13 protein-coding genes and 1 pseudogene are annotated in these 15,250 nt (G+C 64.5%); 8 read left to right on the top strand and 6 right to left on the bottom strand.

The window, feature by feature from the left end:
* Positions 1-123 precede the first annotated feature (123 nt).
* Positions 124-636, bottom strand: coding sequence for a hypothetical protein (locus DIE12_RS02450; protein WP_044846926.1), 513 nt, complete (start codon positions 634-636; stop codon positions 124-126).
* Positions 637-1,020: 384 nt separating this feature from the next.
* Positions 1,021-1,530 carry a hypothetical protein gene (locus DIE12_RS02455; RefSeq protein WP_044846925.1) on the bottom strand — a complete coding sequence of 170 codons (510 nt, stop codon included), beginning with the start codon at positions 1,528-1,530 and terminating at the stop codon, positions 1,021-1,023.
* A gap of 359 nt (positions 1,531-1,889) precedes the next feature.
* Between DIE12_RS02455 and DIE12_RS02460 the strand changes: the two genes are divergently transcribed.
* The 5 genes and pseudogenes from DIE12_RS02460 to DIE12_RS38460 all read left to right on the top strand — a co-directional run.
* Positions 1,890-2,990 carry a type II asparaginase gene (locus tag DIE12_RS02460; protein ID WP_311767573.1) on the top strand — a complete coding sequence of 367 codons (1,101 nt, stop codon included), beginning with the start codon at positions 1,890-1,892 and terminating at the stop codon, positions 2,988-2,990.
* Positions 2,991-3,212: 222 nt separating this feature from the next.
* Complete coding sequence (locus tag DIE12_RS02465; RefSeq protein ID WP_124487359.1) at positions 3,213-4,613, top strand: MFS transporter; 1,401 nt, start codon at positions 3,213-3,215, stop codon at positions 4,611-4,613.
* Between the two features lie 55 nt (positions 4,614-4,668).
* Positions 4,669-5,652 carry a LysR family transcriptional regulator gene (locus DIE12_RS02470; protein ID WP_124487358.1) on the top strand — a complete coding sequence of 328 codons (984 nt, stop codon included), beginning with the start codon at positions 4,669-4,671 and terminating at the stop codon, positions 5,650-5,652.
* Positions 5,645-7,057, top strand: a complete 1,413-nt coding sequence (locus tag DIE12_RS02475; RefSeq protein WP_124487357.1) for an aspartate ammonia-lyase — start codon at positions 5,645-5,647, stop codon at positions 7,055-7,057. Before DIE12_RS02470 ends, DIE12_RS02475 begins: the two co-directional genes overlap by 8 nt.
* A 172-nt stretch (positions 7,058-7,229) precedes the next feature.
* Positions 7,230-7,556, top strand: a pseudogene (locus DIE12_RS38460) (YbaK/EbsC family protein); the annotation flags it as partial.
* 92 nt (positions 7,557-7,648) lie between these two features.
* Here the strand turns inward: DIE12_RS38460 and DIE12_RS02485 are convergent.
* The 4 genes from DIE12_RS02485 to DIE12_RS02500 form a co-directional block, all read right to left on the bottom strand.
* A complete protein-coding gene (locus DIE12_RS02485; RefSeq protein WP_124519970.1) occupies positions 7,649-9,037 on the bottom strand; it encodes an MFS transporter in 1,389 nt (462 codons plus the stop codon).
* 101 nt (positions 9,038-9,138) lie between these two features.
* Positions 9,139-10,317 (bottom strand): CaiB/BaiF CoA-transferase family protein, encoded by a 1,179-nt coding sequence (locus DIE12_RS02490; RefSeq protein ID WP_124519918.1) that lies wholly within the window; start codon positions 10,315-10,317, stop codon positions 9,139-9,141.
* Positions 10,318-10,331: 14 nt separating this feature from the next.
* Positions 10,332-11,489 carry an acyl-CoA dehydrogenase family protein gene (locus DIE12_RS02495; protein ID WP_124487353.1) on the bottom strand — a complete coding sequence of 386 codons (1,158 nt, stop codon included), beginning with the start codon at positions 11,487-11,489 and terminating at the stop codon, positions 10,332-10,334.
* A 29-nt stretch (positions 11,490-11,518) separates the two neighbouring features.
* Entirely contained in the window at positions 11,519-12,376 is an 858-nt protein-coding gene (locus DIE12_RS02500; protein ID WP_185640949.1) for a MaoC family dehydratase N-terminal domain-containing protein, read from the bottom strand.
* 128 nt (positions 12,377-12,504) lie between these two features.
* On the opposite strand from DIE12_RS02500, the gene DIE12_RS02505 reads away from it, so the two are divergent.
* The 3 genes from DIE12_RS02505 to DIE12_RS02515 all read left to right on the top strand — a co-directional run bounded on the left by DIE12_RS02505 (position 12,505) and on the right by DIE12_RS02515 (position 15,119).
* The gene (locus tag DIE12_RS02505) at positions 12,505-13,455 is read left to right on the top strand and encodes a LysR substrate-binding domain-containing protein (RefSeq protein ID WP_124487351.1); all 951 of its coding nucleotides are present in this window, start codon (positions 12,505-12,507) and stop codon (positions 13,453-13,455) included.
* Between the two features lie 5 nt (positions 13,456-13,460).
* Positions 13,461-13,805, top strand: a complete 345-nt coding sequence (locus tag DIE12_RS37920) for a hypothetical protein (protein WP_185641219.1) — start codon at positions 13,461-13,463, stop codon at positions 13,803-13,805.
* Between the two features lie 351 nt (positions 13,806-14,156).
* On the top strand, positions 14,157-15,119 hold the full coding sequence (locus DIE12_RS02515) for a sigma-54-dependent Fis family transcriptional regulator (protein WP_124519914.1): 963 nt from the start codon (positions 14,157-14,159) through the stop codon (positions 15,117-15,119).
* The last annotated feature ends 131 nt before the right edge of the window (positions 15,120-15,250 follow it).

Below are 15,250 nucleotides of genomic sequence, written 5' to 3' on the forward strand. Positions count from 1 at the left end.
GGAAGCACCCCATACCCGCGTCGCACCACGGACGGCGTCACCTGCCGCGACAACATGCAAAACGGCCGCCTCCGGCGTGAGTTGTCGAGGCAGCCGTCCCGCGCGGCGCGAAGCAACGGCATGTCAGTGCATCGCGTTCTGCTTGCGCCGTTCGAGCATGCCGTAGACGACGGCGGTGACCACGCCGAACAGCAGGTTGGCCAGCAACGGTCCGGATCCCCGCTCCGAGATGAACCACGGGAACACGGCGGTCATCACGTAGAAGTTCCATACGTACGCGACGATCCCGAAAGCCAGCCCGATGACGGCTTCCATGCCGACGCTCGAATCGAAGCGGAACGGCGCCATGATCGCGGCGAGGATCATCCCCATGATGGCGCCGAGCACGTAGTGCAACAGCAGTGCCATTCCCACGATGCTGAAGCTGAACACCGACATCTGTTCGAGCGCGCCACGGCCCATCACCATCGCCGCGATCTTGTGGGTCGGCTGCCACGGACTTTCATCGAGCACCATGGTCGACCAGAAGAATTCGAGCACGATCACCAGGGCGCCCCCGGCAAGCCCGGCCACGGCCGCGGCGAGCCAGTCCGGCATGCGCCGTTGCCAATGGTGCGATTGAATGTGCAGTTCCATACGACCTCCTTGCTGACGGTTCGCGCGTCGAAAATACGTCGGCTATTCGATTCAGAATGGCAGATATGGGGGGCAACGCAAGGTGCAAAAACCCTGCGCGTCGCATGGCAGTACGATGTTCTGTTCAGGATCGGCGTGCGGCGGGCGTCGGCGGCGCGACACGGGAGCGGAGGCCGTGACGTTGCGCGGTCACGCGCATCTCACCGGATGCAACGCCAAAAGGGCAGGGGGCCGTCACGGAATCGTCCTCGTGCCGGCGTGCCGGGGTAAATTAAGTACTCCGACAAATCGTCTGCGTGGACGGATGCCGGTTTCACCCTTGCCTGCTGCCGACCCGCTCGATGCGGGGCGGCCCCAGGCGCCGTGCATGCCGGGTTCCGCGTGTCAGGGAAAAACCGGTGACGTAGGCTCGCCGCCCTCCAGATCCGCCTTCGGGAAATGCTGGGCGATCATCTGCTCGATTTCCTGCTCTCGCAATGCCGGCACGTCGGCCATGATCAGAATCTGGCCTTCCTTGATCGCCTCCCGAAATCGCTCGAGTCGCGCGTTCGGTTCGGCGATGCCGATCATCCCGGCCGTCCACGCCCCGAAGCCCGCACCCGCCACCGTCAATGCGACGACGGCGCCGCCCGCGATCACGAGCTCGGCAGGCGGGTAGACGAGCGCGACGAGGCCGATGAGCGCGCCCGTTGCGCCGCCGAGCGCGACGCCGCGCTCGAGCGCGTGCACGACATCGCTGCTTTGCAGCAAGGACGCTTCGGGTAACTCTTCGAGCGTGACACTGTGATCCGCGAGGACATGGATATGGCGCCAGATGATGCGAGCGCGCAGCAAGTCATCCACGATGGCCTTCGCCATCTGCGTGTCGGGTACGAGGAAATAGAGGCGCCTCATGTCGGCCCCCTTTTTTCAGTCCGGAATACGTTCTATTTTATGTCAGCTCCGGCCGCGCGGTAGGCGGGTACGTACCGGATGGAACCACCGGCAATGTCGAGCTTTAACCTCCATACCAAACGAAATCGCAGGTAGGACGGCCTTCAAAAAATCTCCAATGCAGTATCAGATTCAATAATTGTCGCTGCCGGACAATTTGTCCGAGCGTGCGGTTCTCTACACTTTTCATCGTCGAAAGCCAAGGCATTCGATGTCGGCGAGGAGCCGACTTTCCCCGGCCGCGTCATTGCGCAAGTCGGTTAAGGACCACGCATCGCTTGACGTGACGGAAATCTTTTATCGTTCATTCGGAGTCCGATGTGATAGACGAACGCGCTCGATCGAGCCAGTATGGAAAGATTGTCTGCAAGCTTCTGCTGATGATCTGGATCTTCACTGCACCTGCAATCGGCCATGCGCAAACTGCAGCGCCCGCCCCCGTGCCGCTTCCGCATGTTGCCGTGCTGGCCACGGGTGGCACCATCGCCGGCACCGGTCTCAGCGAGACGCAAAGCACGGGCTACAAGTCCGGTGTGCTCACGGCGGATGCGCTGCTGAAATCCGTACCTTCGCTCGGGAAAGTGGCGCAGGTTTTCGGAGAGCAGGTGTCGAATGTCGGGAGCGAGAACATCACCAACGAAGTCTTGCTCAAGCTCGCGAAGCGCGTGAACCAGCTTCTTGGACAGCCCGACATCGCAGGTGTCGTCATCACGCACGGCACGGACACGCTCGAGGAAACCGCCTATTTCCTCAACCTCGTCGTGAAAAGCGACAAGCCCGTCGTGATTACCGGTTCGATGCGCCCGTCGACCGCGCTCAGCGCCGACGGCCCCGGCAACATCCTTCAAGCGGTGACGGTCGCGGCGTCGCCGGCGGCGCGCGGACGAGGCGTCATGGTCGTGCTCAACGATCGCATCGGCTCCGCCCGATATACGACGAAGACCAATGCGAACACGCTCGATACATTCAAAAGTCCCGACGACGGCCATCTGGGCACGCTGATCGACAACGTACCGCATTTCGAAACCGCCGTGACCAAACTGCAGACCACGCAGACACCGTTCGACATAGCGAAGCTGGATTCACTTCCCGAGGTCGATATTGTCTACGGGCACCAGAATGATGGCGGTTACCTGTACGACGCAGCGGTCGCGCACGGCGCCCGCGGGATCGTCGTCGCGGGCGTCGGCGCCGGCAGCGAATCCTTGCTTGCGCTTCCGTCCATCAAGAAAGCCGTCGACAAGGGTGTGATCGTCGTCCGGTCATCGAGGACCGGAAGCGGTTACATCCCTGATGATCCGGCGTATATCGGTCTGCTCGGCGACAACCTCAATCCGCAGAAAGCCCGCATCCTCTTGATGCTCGCGCTTACGGTGACGCATAACCCCGAGCAGATTCAACAGATGTTTCAGCGGTTCTAGGCGGCGCCCGAACGCACGACGCGGCTTTGCTGGCCGGACGGCAACAGCCGTCCGGCCTTTGCTTTTCGAGCGCGCCCAAAAGCCTCGGTTTCAGCCCTGATAGAAAGCAGTATCAGAGTTCGTAATACTGTCATGTGACCTGCTGTTTTCCTGAAGTCGTCGCTCTACACTGGTTTTCAACGCGCATCGGCATGGGCGCCATACCAGAGACAGGAGACAGACGTGAGCAAACAGGTACTACTGGAAGACTTGCCGCTTCGCCCATTCCATGTGGGCGTGGCGTTCAGCGGGACGGGCGGCCAATTCAGCGATGGCTTCGTGCTGGGCATCATCGGCATCGCGGTGAGCATGGCAGCCGGTCCGATGCACCTCGATGCGCTTTGGATGGGACTGCTCGGCGCGGCATCGCTCGCAGGGCTTTTCTTCGGCAGCATGTTCGCCGGCCCGATCGCTGACAGGTATGGTCGCCGAACGATATTCGCATGGGACATGCTGCTTTTCGCGCTCGTCTCGGCCGCCCAGTATTTCGTGACGTCGCCCGCGCAATTGCTGGTGTTGCGTCTCGTGCTCGGACTCATCCTCGGCGCCGACTACGTCGTGAGCAAATCGCTCGTGACCGAATATTCGCCACGCCGATACCGTGGCCGGCTGCTCAGCGTGCTCGCAGCCGCCTGGGCGGCGGGTTATGTCGGCGCCTACCTCGCAGGCTTCGCGATGCGCGATACAGGCCCCGATGCGTGGCGAATCATGCTGGCGGCGAGCGGCGTTCCCGCGTTGCTGATTCTCCCGTTCCGCCTGCTCGTGCCCGAATCGCCGATGTGGCTCATGAAACGCGGACGGGGAGACGAAGCCCTTGCCATTGTCCGTCGCAGATTCGGCCCGGAAGTCACGCTTGCGATGACGAAGGCGGCCGTGCCACAGCAAACGACGAGAGCCTGGTCGCAACTGTTCTCGCCGCGCTGGCGCAAGAACACGCTGGTCGGATGCGTGTTCTACACCTGCCAGGTCATTCCTTATTTTGCGTTGGGCACGTTTGCGCCAAAGGTGCTCGAGGCGCTGCACGTCAAGGACAAGTTCGTGGGCGGCCTCGTCTACAACATTCTGCTCCTCGCGGGCGCCGTGATAGGCCTGCTGTTGATCGACCGGATTTCGCGTCGCACGTTCCTGATCGGAACCTTCTATCTTGCGGCGTTAGGCCTCGCGGTGCTGACTTATGCGAACTTCGGTCCCATCGGAACGATGCTCGTCTTCGGTCTCTTCGCGTGCATTCTTTCGGCCGCCGCGAACCTCGAGTTCGTCTATCCGCCCGAACTCTTTCCAACACATCTTCGCGCGTCGGGCGTAGGCCTTGCGGTTGCTTCAAGCCGATTCGGTTCGGCCATCAGCACCTTCCTGCTGCCGATCGCCGTGCAGCAGGCCGGCATTCATGCGGCATTGAGCGTGTGCGTCGCGGTACTGGTCTTCGGCGGCGTGTTCTGCCACTTCATGGCGCCTGAAACCGGCAGCGAGCATCTTGCCGACGTGAAGTCCGACGGCGCGCCGGAAGATCTTGCCCATGCCGCGGGACACCATGATGCGACGCTCGCGATATCCGCATCGAATGGACGCACGACGCGTCCTTGACCTTCGGCGTGTCGTCGATGACGGCCGCTACAGGACGCCCACATGAGGACTCGACATGCCGTCTCACAAACCCATTGACATGCACGCGGTGCAGGTCTTCGTCGCCGTCGCGGAAGAGGGAAGCATGTCCGCCGCGGCAGCGCGGATGGGCATATCGCAATCGGGCGTATCCCAGATCATCCGGCAACTGGAAGACGAACTGGGTGTCGTGCTGGTGAATCGGACCACGCGGCCGATGGCGCTGACGCCCTTCGGCATCGCGCTCAGAAATCGCGGTGCGGTACTGAGCGAGGAAATCGCGAATCTCAAGGCGCAAGTCGTCGAAGCGGGGCGCGGGATCAAACCCGACTTGCGCATCGGGCTGGTCGATTCGTTCGCATCTACTTGCGGCTCGGTCTTCACGAAGAAGTTGATCGGCAAGGTGTCGCAGTTGTCGATCCGCACGGGCCTGAGCCCTCAACAAGGCGAGGCGCTGCTGCGCCGGGATCTGGATCTGATCGTCACGAGCGATCCGCTGATCGATGCCAACGATGTCGTGCGATACCGCCTGTTCTCCGAGCGCTATTTCGTGATCACACCGAAAGGCCTCGGCATCGCCGTGAAGACGCTCGACGACCTGCGCACACTGAGCGACAGCATGCCCATCGTGCGATTCAACCGGACGTCTCAGGTGGGCCTGCAGATCGAGAGATATCTTCGGCGTATCGAGATTCGCGCGCCCGCGCGGCTCGAACTCGACAACGCCGATGCCTTGACCTCGATGGTTGCGGAAGGCATCGGCTGGGCCATTACATCGCCGATGTGCCTGCTTCAGGGCGTGACGCATGCGGGCAACGTTGCTGTTCACGTGGTCGAACAACTGGGCCTGGAGCGCTCGTTATACCTCGTGGCGCGCCGGGACGAATACAACGCTTTCTTCGACGATGCCTGCGATACGGCACGCGAAGTCATCGAAACATCGTTTCTGCCGAGGCTGGCCGCGCTCGGCGGGGACATCGAAAAACTCATTACCGTTGGCGGAAGGAATCTCCATGAATAAGCCTGCTCAAAGCGACGCTCGCATCGAACGCGACTACGTCGGCGAAGTCGCCATTCCCGGCGGCAAACTGTATGGCGTGAACACGGTTCGAGGGGTCGATAACCTCACGGTGTCGCCGTTGAACATCGCCCACTATCCGGCGTTTCGCGACGCGTTTGCACAGGTCAAGTGGGCGGCGGCATTGGCTAATCGCGATAACGAAGTCATCACCGGCGAGCAGTGCGATGCGATCGTCGCGGCGTGCAGGGAAGTGATCGAAGGGAAGCTCGATGCTTCGCTCGTGGTCGATCTGATGGAAGGCTCGGGCGGCACGTCGACCAACATGAACTTCAACGAAGTCATTGCGAACCGGGCTCAGCAAATCCTCGGCCACGCGGCCGGAAACTACGAGGTCATCCACCCGAATGATCACGTCAACCGCTCGCAATCGACCAACGATGCGTATCCCGCCGCATTGAAGATCGCCACATACGCGATGCTCGGTTCGCTCATCGGGGAAGTCACGAAACTCGCAGGCCTGTTCAACGACAAGGCGAGCGAATTTGCCGATATCCTGCACCTGGGCCGCACCTGTCTGCAGGATGCCCAGCCGATGCGGCTCGGCCAGCTCTTCGGAGGCTACGCTTCATTGACGGCTCGCCTGGCCGACGAGCTTGCCGTGGTGCGTGACAAGCTGCGCACGCTGCCGCTCGGCGGCACGGCAATCGGAACCGGCTTCGGCGCGCCGGCGGGTTATCGCGCGGCGGCGTACGCGCATCTTTGCAGCATCACCGGCGTCGCTTATGAAGCGCCGGTCAATCCGTTCGACGCGATGCAGAACATGGACGTGTTCTCGCGCGTCTCGGCGGAATTGCGTACCTGCGCGGCGTCGCTTGCGAAGATCGCATCCGATCTGACCGTGTTGTCATCGGGTCCGGCCGGCGGGCTCGGAGAATTGAAACTGCCGGAAGCGCAGGCGGGTTCGTCGATCATGCCGGGCAAGGTGAATCCGGTCTTGCCGATGGCGATGATCCAGTTGAGCTTTGCGGTTGTCGGCAACGATGTCGCGGTCGCGCAGGCGGTTCAGTACGGCGAACTGGAGATCAATCATTTCGAGCCGGTGGTGGCTTCGCGCGTGTTCGACAGCATCGCCTTGCTCACCAACGGGATTCGACGCTTCGGCGAGAAGTGCGTGCGCGGAATGGAAGCCGACGTCGCGCGCAACGAGCAGCATGTGCTGGAATCCATGGCTGTCGCCACCGCGCTCGTGCCGAAGATTGGCTATGCTCGCGTGAGCAAGCTCGCGCGCCAATCCGTGGCTGAAGGCCGCTCGCTGGTGACGATTCTGGATGAATCGGGACTGCTCTCGAAGGATGACACGATCGCTGCGATCCGAACGGCGTCGTACCCGGTCTTCGATGCCTGACACTGAATGAAAGAGGGGCGACGCTGAAATGGGCGCAGGGTCGGCCCTCTTATGAACGAACATGAACGACACCATGCTGGGAAAAGACGAAGTTCTGAGGCTTCTTGAAGAAATCGGTATTCCGTTCTCGTGCGAGAGACACGACCCGGTACGCAACATGTCCGAGTCCGACATGCTGACGCTGTCCGTGGCGGGCGCCCGCTGCAAGAACCTGCTGCTGCAGGACCGGAAGGGCCACTATTTCCTCGTCGTCACGACGGCCGCGAAGTCGCTCGATCTTGCTGAACTCGCCGCGGCGCTCGGCAGCAAGCGTCTGTCGTTTGCGTCCGCGGACAAGCTCTTCGAGTTGCTGGGTATTCGTCCGGGGTCCTTGAGCCCGCTCGCGCTCGTCAATGACGAAACCGGACGTGTGCGTCTGATCATCGATGTCGAACTGCGCGGCGAGGAGCGTTTTCTGTTTCATCCGCTGGAGAACGATGCGAGCGTATCGCTCTCCGGAACCGGTCTCGACACGTTTCCATATCGACCATCCTGCCGACTGGCTGCCCGTCTGCGCGCGGCAAGCGTTCGCCGCGGCCGGCCCGCCGGCAATCAGGCTTGCCTGACGCCGGAGTGGACCGCGGCGTCTTCCGCGTCCTGCATCCCCGGCGCGACCTCCTCCAGCGCCTGCCGTCCGGTTTCGACGCGCAGCAGCCCGATCGCGACACACAGCACGCCGAGCGTCGCGCTGACCATCGCGATCACGCCCGATACGCCGAACGCCTGGTAAAGCGCGAGCGCCAGCGCAGGCGTGCCGATCGACGACATCCGTCCGCACATTCCCGCGACACCGGTGCCGCGCAGCCGCACTTCGGTCGGGAACAGTTCGGGAATGTAGCCGAACAGCCCGAGCGTCGTGATCGTGTAGATCGCGCTGACGAGACAGAAGCCGACCACGATGATCGCGGTGGTATCGCGTAGCGACACATACAGCCAGCCGAGCGCGATGCTGAGAATCGACGCGATCACGATGCCCTTGGCCCGCCCGATCCGATCCGCGATCAGATAGCCGATCAACCCGCCGACCGGCGAGCCGATCGACATCAGGAACACGAACCCGAGCGACTTGACGACGGACAACCCTTCCGTGACGAAGAACGTCGGCAGCCACGCAATGAAGCCGTAGAGCCCGACGTTCACACCGATCGCGGTCAACGCCGCGACGATCGTCCGGCCACGCATCCCCTTCGAAAACAGCACGCCGAGCGGCACCTTGCCGACATGCAGGTCGACGGTGCGTCGCACGGGCGGCAGCGTGCCGACCTGCCGGCCGACCTCCTGCTCGATCGCGGCAAGCGTCGCCTCGGCCTCGTCGAGCCGCCCGACCGATTCGAGCCAGCGCGGCGACTCCGGCATCCGTTTGCGCATGAACCAGACGACCAGCGCGCCGGCGCCAGCCAGCGCGAACATGTACCGCCAGCCGAGATAAGGAATGATCCAGTACCCCGCGGCGAGCGCCGCGAAGAGCCCGCTGTTGGTGATGATCGCGAGCAGCGACACCCACTTGCCGCGCGTCTCGGGCGGCACGAACTCGGCGAGCGTCCCGGCCGCGACGACCAGTTCGGCGCCCAGCCCGATCCCCATGATGAAACGCAACACGATCAGCCACGCGATATCGGGCGCGAAACACGCGGCGATCGAAGCCAGCCCGAACACGGCCAGATTGAGCTGATACGAATAGCGCCGCCCGAGCCGATCGCCGACGTAACCCGCGACGAACGCCCCGATCATCATCCCGACGAACGTCGACGACACGAACATCGCGCCATGCCGCAGGTCGGTGAATCCCTCCTTGACCATCGCCGCGACCGAGCCGTTGGCGAGATAGATATCGAACGCGTCGAGGAACGCGCCGCCGGCGATCAGGCCGAGTATCTTCCAGTGAAACCTTGAAATCGGCAGCCGGTCGAGCCGGCCGGCGGCATTGACGGTGTTCGCCATGATGTCTCCAGTCATGTGGCGCTCTCGCGCCCGTGACCGGACGCGGAGACGCTTCGAAACATGGGTGAGGGGCGCGCTTCGATCAGCGCGGCAAGGCCCGGTCAGACGGCACCGGATGCGTGCAACGTGTGAATCTGTTCATCGGCATAGCCGAGCTCGCGCAGCACGGCATCGGTATGCTGGCCGAGCGCCGGCACCGGGTCCATGCGCGGATCGTCGCCCGGCGCGACGCCGGGCGGCAGCAGGGCAGGAATCTCGCCGGCGGGCGTGTCGACCCGCGTCCAGCGATGCCGCGCGGCGAGTTGCGCATGCGTCCAGACGCCGTGCATGTCGTTCATCCGCGCGTTCGCGATGCCAGCCTGCTCGAGCCGGTCGATCACGTCGGCGGACGTCAGCGTCGAGAATGCATCGACGATGATGGCCGCGAGCGCGTCGCGATTCGCGACGCGGCGGCTGTTCGACCCGAAGCGCTCGTCGGCCGCCAGCTCGGGCATGCCGATCACGGTCTCGCAAAAGCGCTTCCATTCGCGCTCATTCTGCAGGCCCAGCATCACGGTGTTGCCGTCGCCGGCCCTGAACGGGCCGTACGGAAAGATCGTCGCGTGCGACGCGCCGGCCTGCCGCGGCGGCGACTGGCCGTCGATCGCGTAGTAGAGCGGATAGCTCATCCACTCGACCATGCTTTCGAGCATCGACACGTCGATGTGCCGGCCGCGCCCGGTGCGCCCGCGCTCGATCAGCGCGGCGAGGATGTTCGTATACGCATACATGCCGGCGGCGATATCGGCGATCGAGCAGCCGGCCTTGGCCGGCTCGCCGTTCGATCCGGTAATGCTCAGGAATCCGGATTCACTTTGAATCAGCAGGTCGTACGCCTTCTTGTCGCGGAACGGACCGTCGAGCCCGTAGCCGGAAATGTCGCAGACGATCAGCCGCGGATAGCGCTCGCGCAGCGCATCGTAATCGAGCCCCAGGCGCTGGGTCGCGCCGGGTGCGAGGTTCTGCACGAACACGTCGGCATCCGCGAGCAGCTTGTGCACGACGTCGAGCGCCGCGGGCTGCTTGACGTCGAGCGTGAGGCTTTCCTTCGAGCGGTTGGTCCACACGAAGTGCGACGCGAGCCCCGCCACGCGTTCGTCGTAGCCGCGCGCGAAATCGCCGACGCCCGGCCGTTCGACCTTGATCACGCGCGCGCCGAGATCGGCGAGCTGGCGCGTGCAGAACGGCGCGGCGATCGCATGCTCGAACGTGACGACCTTGATGCCTTCCAGTGGGCGCATGCTCGTCACTCCCGTCAGAACGAACGCGGCAGGCCGAGGATGTGCTCGGCGACGTACGACAGGATCAGGTTCGTCGAGATCGGCGCGACCTGGTACAGGCGCGTTTCACGGAACTTGCGTTCGACGTCGTATTCGCATGCGAAGCCGAAGCCGCCGTGGAACTGCAGGCACGCGTTCGCGGCTTCCCACGACGCATCGGCCGCGAGCAGCTTCGCCATGTTCGCCTGCGCGCCGCACGGCTCGTGCGCGTCGAACCGGCGCGCGGCCTCGAAGCGCATCAGGCTCGCGGCCTCGACGTTGACGAACGAGCGGGCGATCGGAAACTGCACGCCCTGGTTCTGGCCGATCGGGCGGCCGAACACGACACGATCCTTCACGTACTGCGACACCTTGTCGACGAACCAGTAGCCGTCGCCGATGCATTCGGCCGCGATCAGCGTGCGCTCGGCGTTCAGCCCGTCGAGGATGTACCTGAAGCCGCGACCTTCTTCGCCGATCAGGTTCTCGGCGGGAATCTCGAGGTTGTCGAAGAACAGCTCGTTGGTCTCGTGATTCACCATGTTCGGGATCGGGCGCACCGTCATCCCGTTGCCGATCGCGTGATGCAGGTCGACGATGAAGATCGACATCCCTTCGGACTTCTTCTGCACGTCCGACAGCGGCGTGGTGCGCGCGAGCAGGATCATCAGGTCGGAGTGCTGCACGCGCGAGATCCACACTTTCTGGCCGTTGATCACGTAGCGATCGCCCTTGCGTACCGCCGTCGTCTTGATTTTGGTCGTGTCGGTGCCGGTGGTCGGCTCGGTCACGCCCATCGACTGCAGGCGCAGCTCGCCACTCGCGATCTTCGGCAGATAGCGCTGCTTCTGCTCGGCCGAGCCGTGGCGCAGCAGCGTGCCCATGTTGTACATCTGGCCGTGACACGCGCCGGAGTTGCCGCCCGCGCGATTGATCTCCTCCATGATCACCGACGCCTCGGTCAGGCCGAGGCCCGAGCCGCCGTATTCCTGCGGAATCAGCGCGGCGAGCCAGCCGGCTTTCGTCAGCGCGTCGACGAACGCTTCGGGATAGCCGCGTTCCTCGTCGATCTTGCGGAAATACTCGGCGGAAAATTCGCCGCACAGGTCGCGAACGGCTTCGCGAATGTCTTGGTACGCGTCGGTAGGATTCATGTTTCGTATCGGGGAATGCTCGAAATGCGTCAGGCGAGGGTCGCGGTTGCGGACATGGTCAGCCAGCCGTCGTGATCTTTTGCCCAGAGCTCGATGGTCTTGCCGTCGTCGGCGAGGAGGCCGCACACGCTGAAGCTGTTGCCGAGGAAGGTCGGCCGTACCGCGCGATACGCGTATTCGACGATCGTCGCGCCGGGCAGCGAGCGCGTCACGAGGTCGAGCAGCAGCGTCGAGATCAGCGGGCCGTGCACGACGAGGTCCGGATAGCCTTCGACGTCGCGCACGTAGGTGCGGTCGTAGTGAATGCGATGGCCGTTGAAGGTCAGCGCGGAATAGCGGAACAGCATGACTTCGTCGGGCGTGATGTCGCGCTGCCATTGCGCGGCGTCGGGCGCGGCCTTCGGCGGGGGCGTGGCGGCGCCGGGCGCGGCCGCGCCGCGATAGACGATGTCGTGTTCCTCGCGGATCGCGACTTCACCCGCGGATTCGATCACGTGCTCGACGGTCACGAAGCCGAGCGTGCCGGTGCGGCCTTCCTTGCGTTCGACGGACAGGATGCGCGACGTGCGCGTCGCGATCGCGCCGATCGTCAGCGGGCGTTCGAACGTCAGCCGGCCGCCGGCCCACATGCGCCGCGGCAGCCCGAGATCCGGCAGGAAGCCGCCCTTTCGCGGATGGCCGTCCGGGCCGAGCTCGGCCTGCTGCGCGATCGACCAGAAATACAGCCAGTGCCAGGCGGGCAGCAACGCGTCGCCCACGGCGGGAACGACCGGATGGTCGAGCGTGGCCGCGAAGGCGATCGCACGTTCGGCGCTGATCAGGTCGGTCGCGACCTGTTGGACATCGTCGCTGGCATGCGACCGGGGAGCGTTCACTGTCACCTCCATCGCCGGGCGGGCCGGCTGTTCTGACTTGGCATGAAGTGACTTTAGGTGAAGCGCAGGCGCGGCGGAAATACCGTTTGGATGTGCCGGTCATAGGGGTATCCTATGGCTTTCGCATCGAACGAACCGCCATGGACATCCGCCAGCTCCGTTACTTCGTCAGCATCGTGGAATACGGGAGCCTCGGGAAGGCGGCCGAAAAGCTGTTCGTCGCGCAGCCGTCGCTGAGCCAGCAGATCGCGAAGCTCGAGGGCGACATCGGCGTCACGCTGCTGGTGCGCAGCCCGCAGGGCGTGAAGCCGACCGCGGCCGGGCAGGCGCTGTACCGCCATGCGCGGCTCGTGCTCCGGCAGATGGAGCAGCTGCGCCAGGAGGTGCGGGAAGGCGCGGGCAGCGAGTCGGGCACGGTCGCGGTGGGTTTCCCGACCACGATGACGTCGATCCTCGCGGTGCCGCTGTTCGAGCGCGTGAGGGCGCGTTATCCGGGCATCCGGCTGCAGTACCTCGAGAGCATGAGCGGCTTCATCAACGAGCTGCTGGCGAACGGGCGGCTCGACCTCGCGATCCTGTTCCGCGAATCCAACACGACCGGCATCACCGCGATGCCGCTGTTCGACGAGGTGCTGTATCTGCTCGGCGAGCCGGGCGGCGCGGTGCCGTCGCGCGCGCGAACCTGCCCGCTCGCGTCGCTCGCCGGCGTGCCGCTCGTCGCGCCGGGCGTGCAGAACGGGCTGCGCCTGCTGCTCGAACGCACGTTCGCGCGCGAGGAGGTGCCGCTCAACATCATCGCGGATATCGATTCGCTGCCGACCATGATCTCGCTCGCGCAGTCGGGCCTCGCGTGCACGATCCTGCCGGCGTCCGCGCTGGCGTCGCGCGAGCCGTCCAGCCGGCCGAAGATGCGCCGGATCGTCGAGCCGGAGATCCGCCGGCCCGCGAGCCTGTGCTGGTCGAACACGTCTCCCGTCAATTCCGCCGCGCTCGCCGTGCGGCAGACGATCGTCGAGCTGATCGGCGAACTGGCCGCAAGCGGCGCGTGGACGGGCATCACGCTGCGCGAGGGCGAATCCGCGCCGTCGTGACGGGCGTGACGAGCGTGACGAGCGGATTGCGCGGGATGAGCGTGACGAGCGGGATGAGCGGGATGAGCGGGATGAGCGGGATGAGCGGGATGAGCGGGATGAGCGGGATGAGCGGGATGAGCGGGATGCGCGGGATGCGCGGGATGCGCGGGATGCGCGGGATGCGCGGGATGCGCGGGTGCGCGGGTGCGCGTGACGCGCGGGCTCAGCCCGCGAGCCGGTGCGCGGACGGCCCATCGCCGCGCTCGCCCCCCGCGCGCGACCGCCTCGACCGCCGCTCGCGAAGTCCCTGCGCGTGCCGCGTGAACGATACGCATTCTCCAATGCCGCGCCCGGCCATTCGTTCGTGATGCTGATTGCGGACGATTCGATGAACGTGCATGAAATGACACATTCGCCATTGCGCCCGGGCATGCCCGAGTCGATCGATCCGCCCGCGCACCGGCGGCCGGCCGGTCGCGCGCAAACATTGGCCGTCCTCAGGTTGTACGAATCTCCATATTGAAACTACACTGGTTATCGGCCGGCGCCGTGACACGCGGCTCTCCATTCAACACGCATCACAGTACTAATTAAACGCGTGCCAACAATCGCCATCGAGGATGGTTGTCTTGTTCCTCAACATCCAGCGGGGGGAAGTGGCGATGAACATCGGGGCTGCGCATCATCCGTCAACGGTTCGCTAGCCGGGCGGCGCGCGCATGAGCACGACCGGAGGCATTGGCGCGACGTCACTCGGGCTGCACGGCTCGAGCCCGGCGATGACCGACCTGCGCCGCTATCTGGCGAAGGTCGCGCGCACCGATACGACGGTGCTCGTGACCGGCGAAACCGGCACCGGCAAGGAGCGCGTCGCCAGCGCCGTCCATCGGCTCAGCACCCGGACCGACAAGCCGTTCATCGCGGTGAACTGCGCCGCGGTGCCCGACAGCCTGTTCGAATCCGAGATGTTCGGCCACGAGCGCGGCGCGTTCACCAGCGCCCAGCAAGCGTTTCCCGGCCGCTTCGTCGAGGCCGACGGCGGCACGCTGTTCCTCGACGAAGTCAGCGAGATGCCGCTCGCCGTCCAGGCTAAGCTGCTGCGCCTGCTCGAGGACCGCACGGTGATGCCGGTCGGCTCGCAGCGCCGGCGCCCGGTCGACGTCCGGATCGTGGCGGCGAGCAACGAACGACTGGAGGATCTGGTCGAGGAACGCCGTTTCCGTGCCGACCTGTTCTATCGCCTGAACGTCGCGCGCATCGAGATACCGCCGCTGCGCGAACGGCCGGAGGACATCGCGCCGATCGTCGATCACTTCGTCGCCGAACACAACCTGCAGCGGGCGATGCGGGTGGGGCGGCCCGATCCCGCCCTGCTCGAGTGCATGCGGCATTACCGGTGGCCGGGCAACGTGCGTGAGTTGCGCAACCTGGTCGAAGCACTGTTCATCGATGCGCCGGAAGGGCGCCCGTTCGGGCTGGGCGACCTGCCGCCGGCGTTTCGCCGGCTGTTCCTGCAGGACTTTTCGGCCGGCGAGCATGAGCGCGAGCGGCTCGTCTCGGTACTGCGCCAGACCAACTGGAACAAGATGGAAGCCGCGCGCCAGATGAACTGGTCGCGCATGACGCTCTACCGCAAGCTGGCCAAGTACAACCTGGACGCCGGCAACACTGCATCGGTGTGACAGCCGGGCTGTCACATGGTACAGCCCGGCAGCGTTCCCGAATCCCACTCCGGCCGGGAAATTCCACGGCAAATCATGCGCTTGCGCCGGCGCACCCGCGTTGGCCCGCTCCTTGCGAAGCAGAACGGACA

This window comes from Burkholderia sp. Bp9015 (assembly GCF_003853505.1).
In the GTDB taxonomy this organism is placed as follows: domain Bacteria; phylum Pseudomonadota; class Gammaproteobacteria; order Burkholderiales; family Burkholderiaceae; genus Burkholderia.

What these genes read in the sequence shown, in the direction of transcription:
- DIE12_RS02450 (WP_044846926.1), bottom strand. Translation starts at nt 636, where the DNA reads ATGGAACTGCACATTCAATCGCACCATTGGCAACGGCGCATGCCGGAC.
- DIE12_RS02455 (WP_044846925.1), bottom strand. Translation starts at nt 1,530, where the DNA reads ATGAGGCGCCTCTATTTCCTCGTACCCGACACGCAGATGGCGAAGGCC.
- DIE12_RS02470 (WP_124487358.1), top strand. Translation starts at nt 4,669, where the DNA reads ATGCCGTCTCACAAACCCATTGACATGCACGCGGTGCAGGTCTTCGTC.
- DIE12_RS02475 (WP_124487357.1), top strand. Translation starts at nt 5,645, where the DNA reads ATGAATAAGCCTGCTCAAAGCGACGCTCGCATCGAACGCGACTACGTC.
- DIE12_RS02485 (WP_124519970.1), bottom strand. Translation starts at nt 9,037, where the DNA reads ATGGCGAACACCGTCAATGCCGCCGGCCGGCTCGACCGGCTGCCGATT.
- DIE12_RS02490 (WP_124519918.1), bottom strand. Translation starts at nt 10,317, where the DNA reads ATGCGCCCACTGGAAGGCATCAAGGTCGTCACGTTCGAGCATGCGATC.
- DIE12_RS02495 (WP_124487353.1), bottom strand. Translation starts at nt 11,489, where the DNA reads ATGAATCCTACCGACGCGTACCAAGACATTCGCGAAGCCGTTCGCGAC.
- DIE12_RS02500 (WP_185640949.1), bottom strand. Translation starts at nt 12,376, where the DNA reads ATGGAGGTGACAGTGAACGCTCCCCGGTCGCATGCCAGCGACGATGTC.
- DIE12_RS02505 (WP_124487351.1), top strand. Translation starts at nt 12,505, where the DNA reads ATGGACATCCGCCAGCTCCGTTACTTCGTCAGCATCGTGGAATACGGG.
- DIE12_RS02515 (WP_124519914.1), top strand. Translation starts at nt 14,157, where the DNA reads ATGAGCACGACCGGAGGCATTGGCGCGACGTCACTCGGGCTGCACGGC.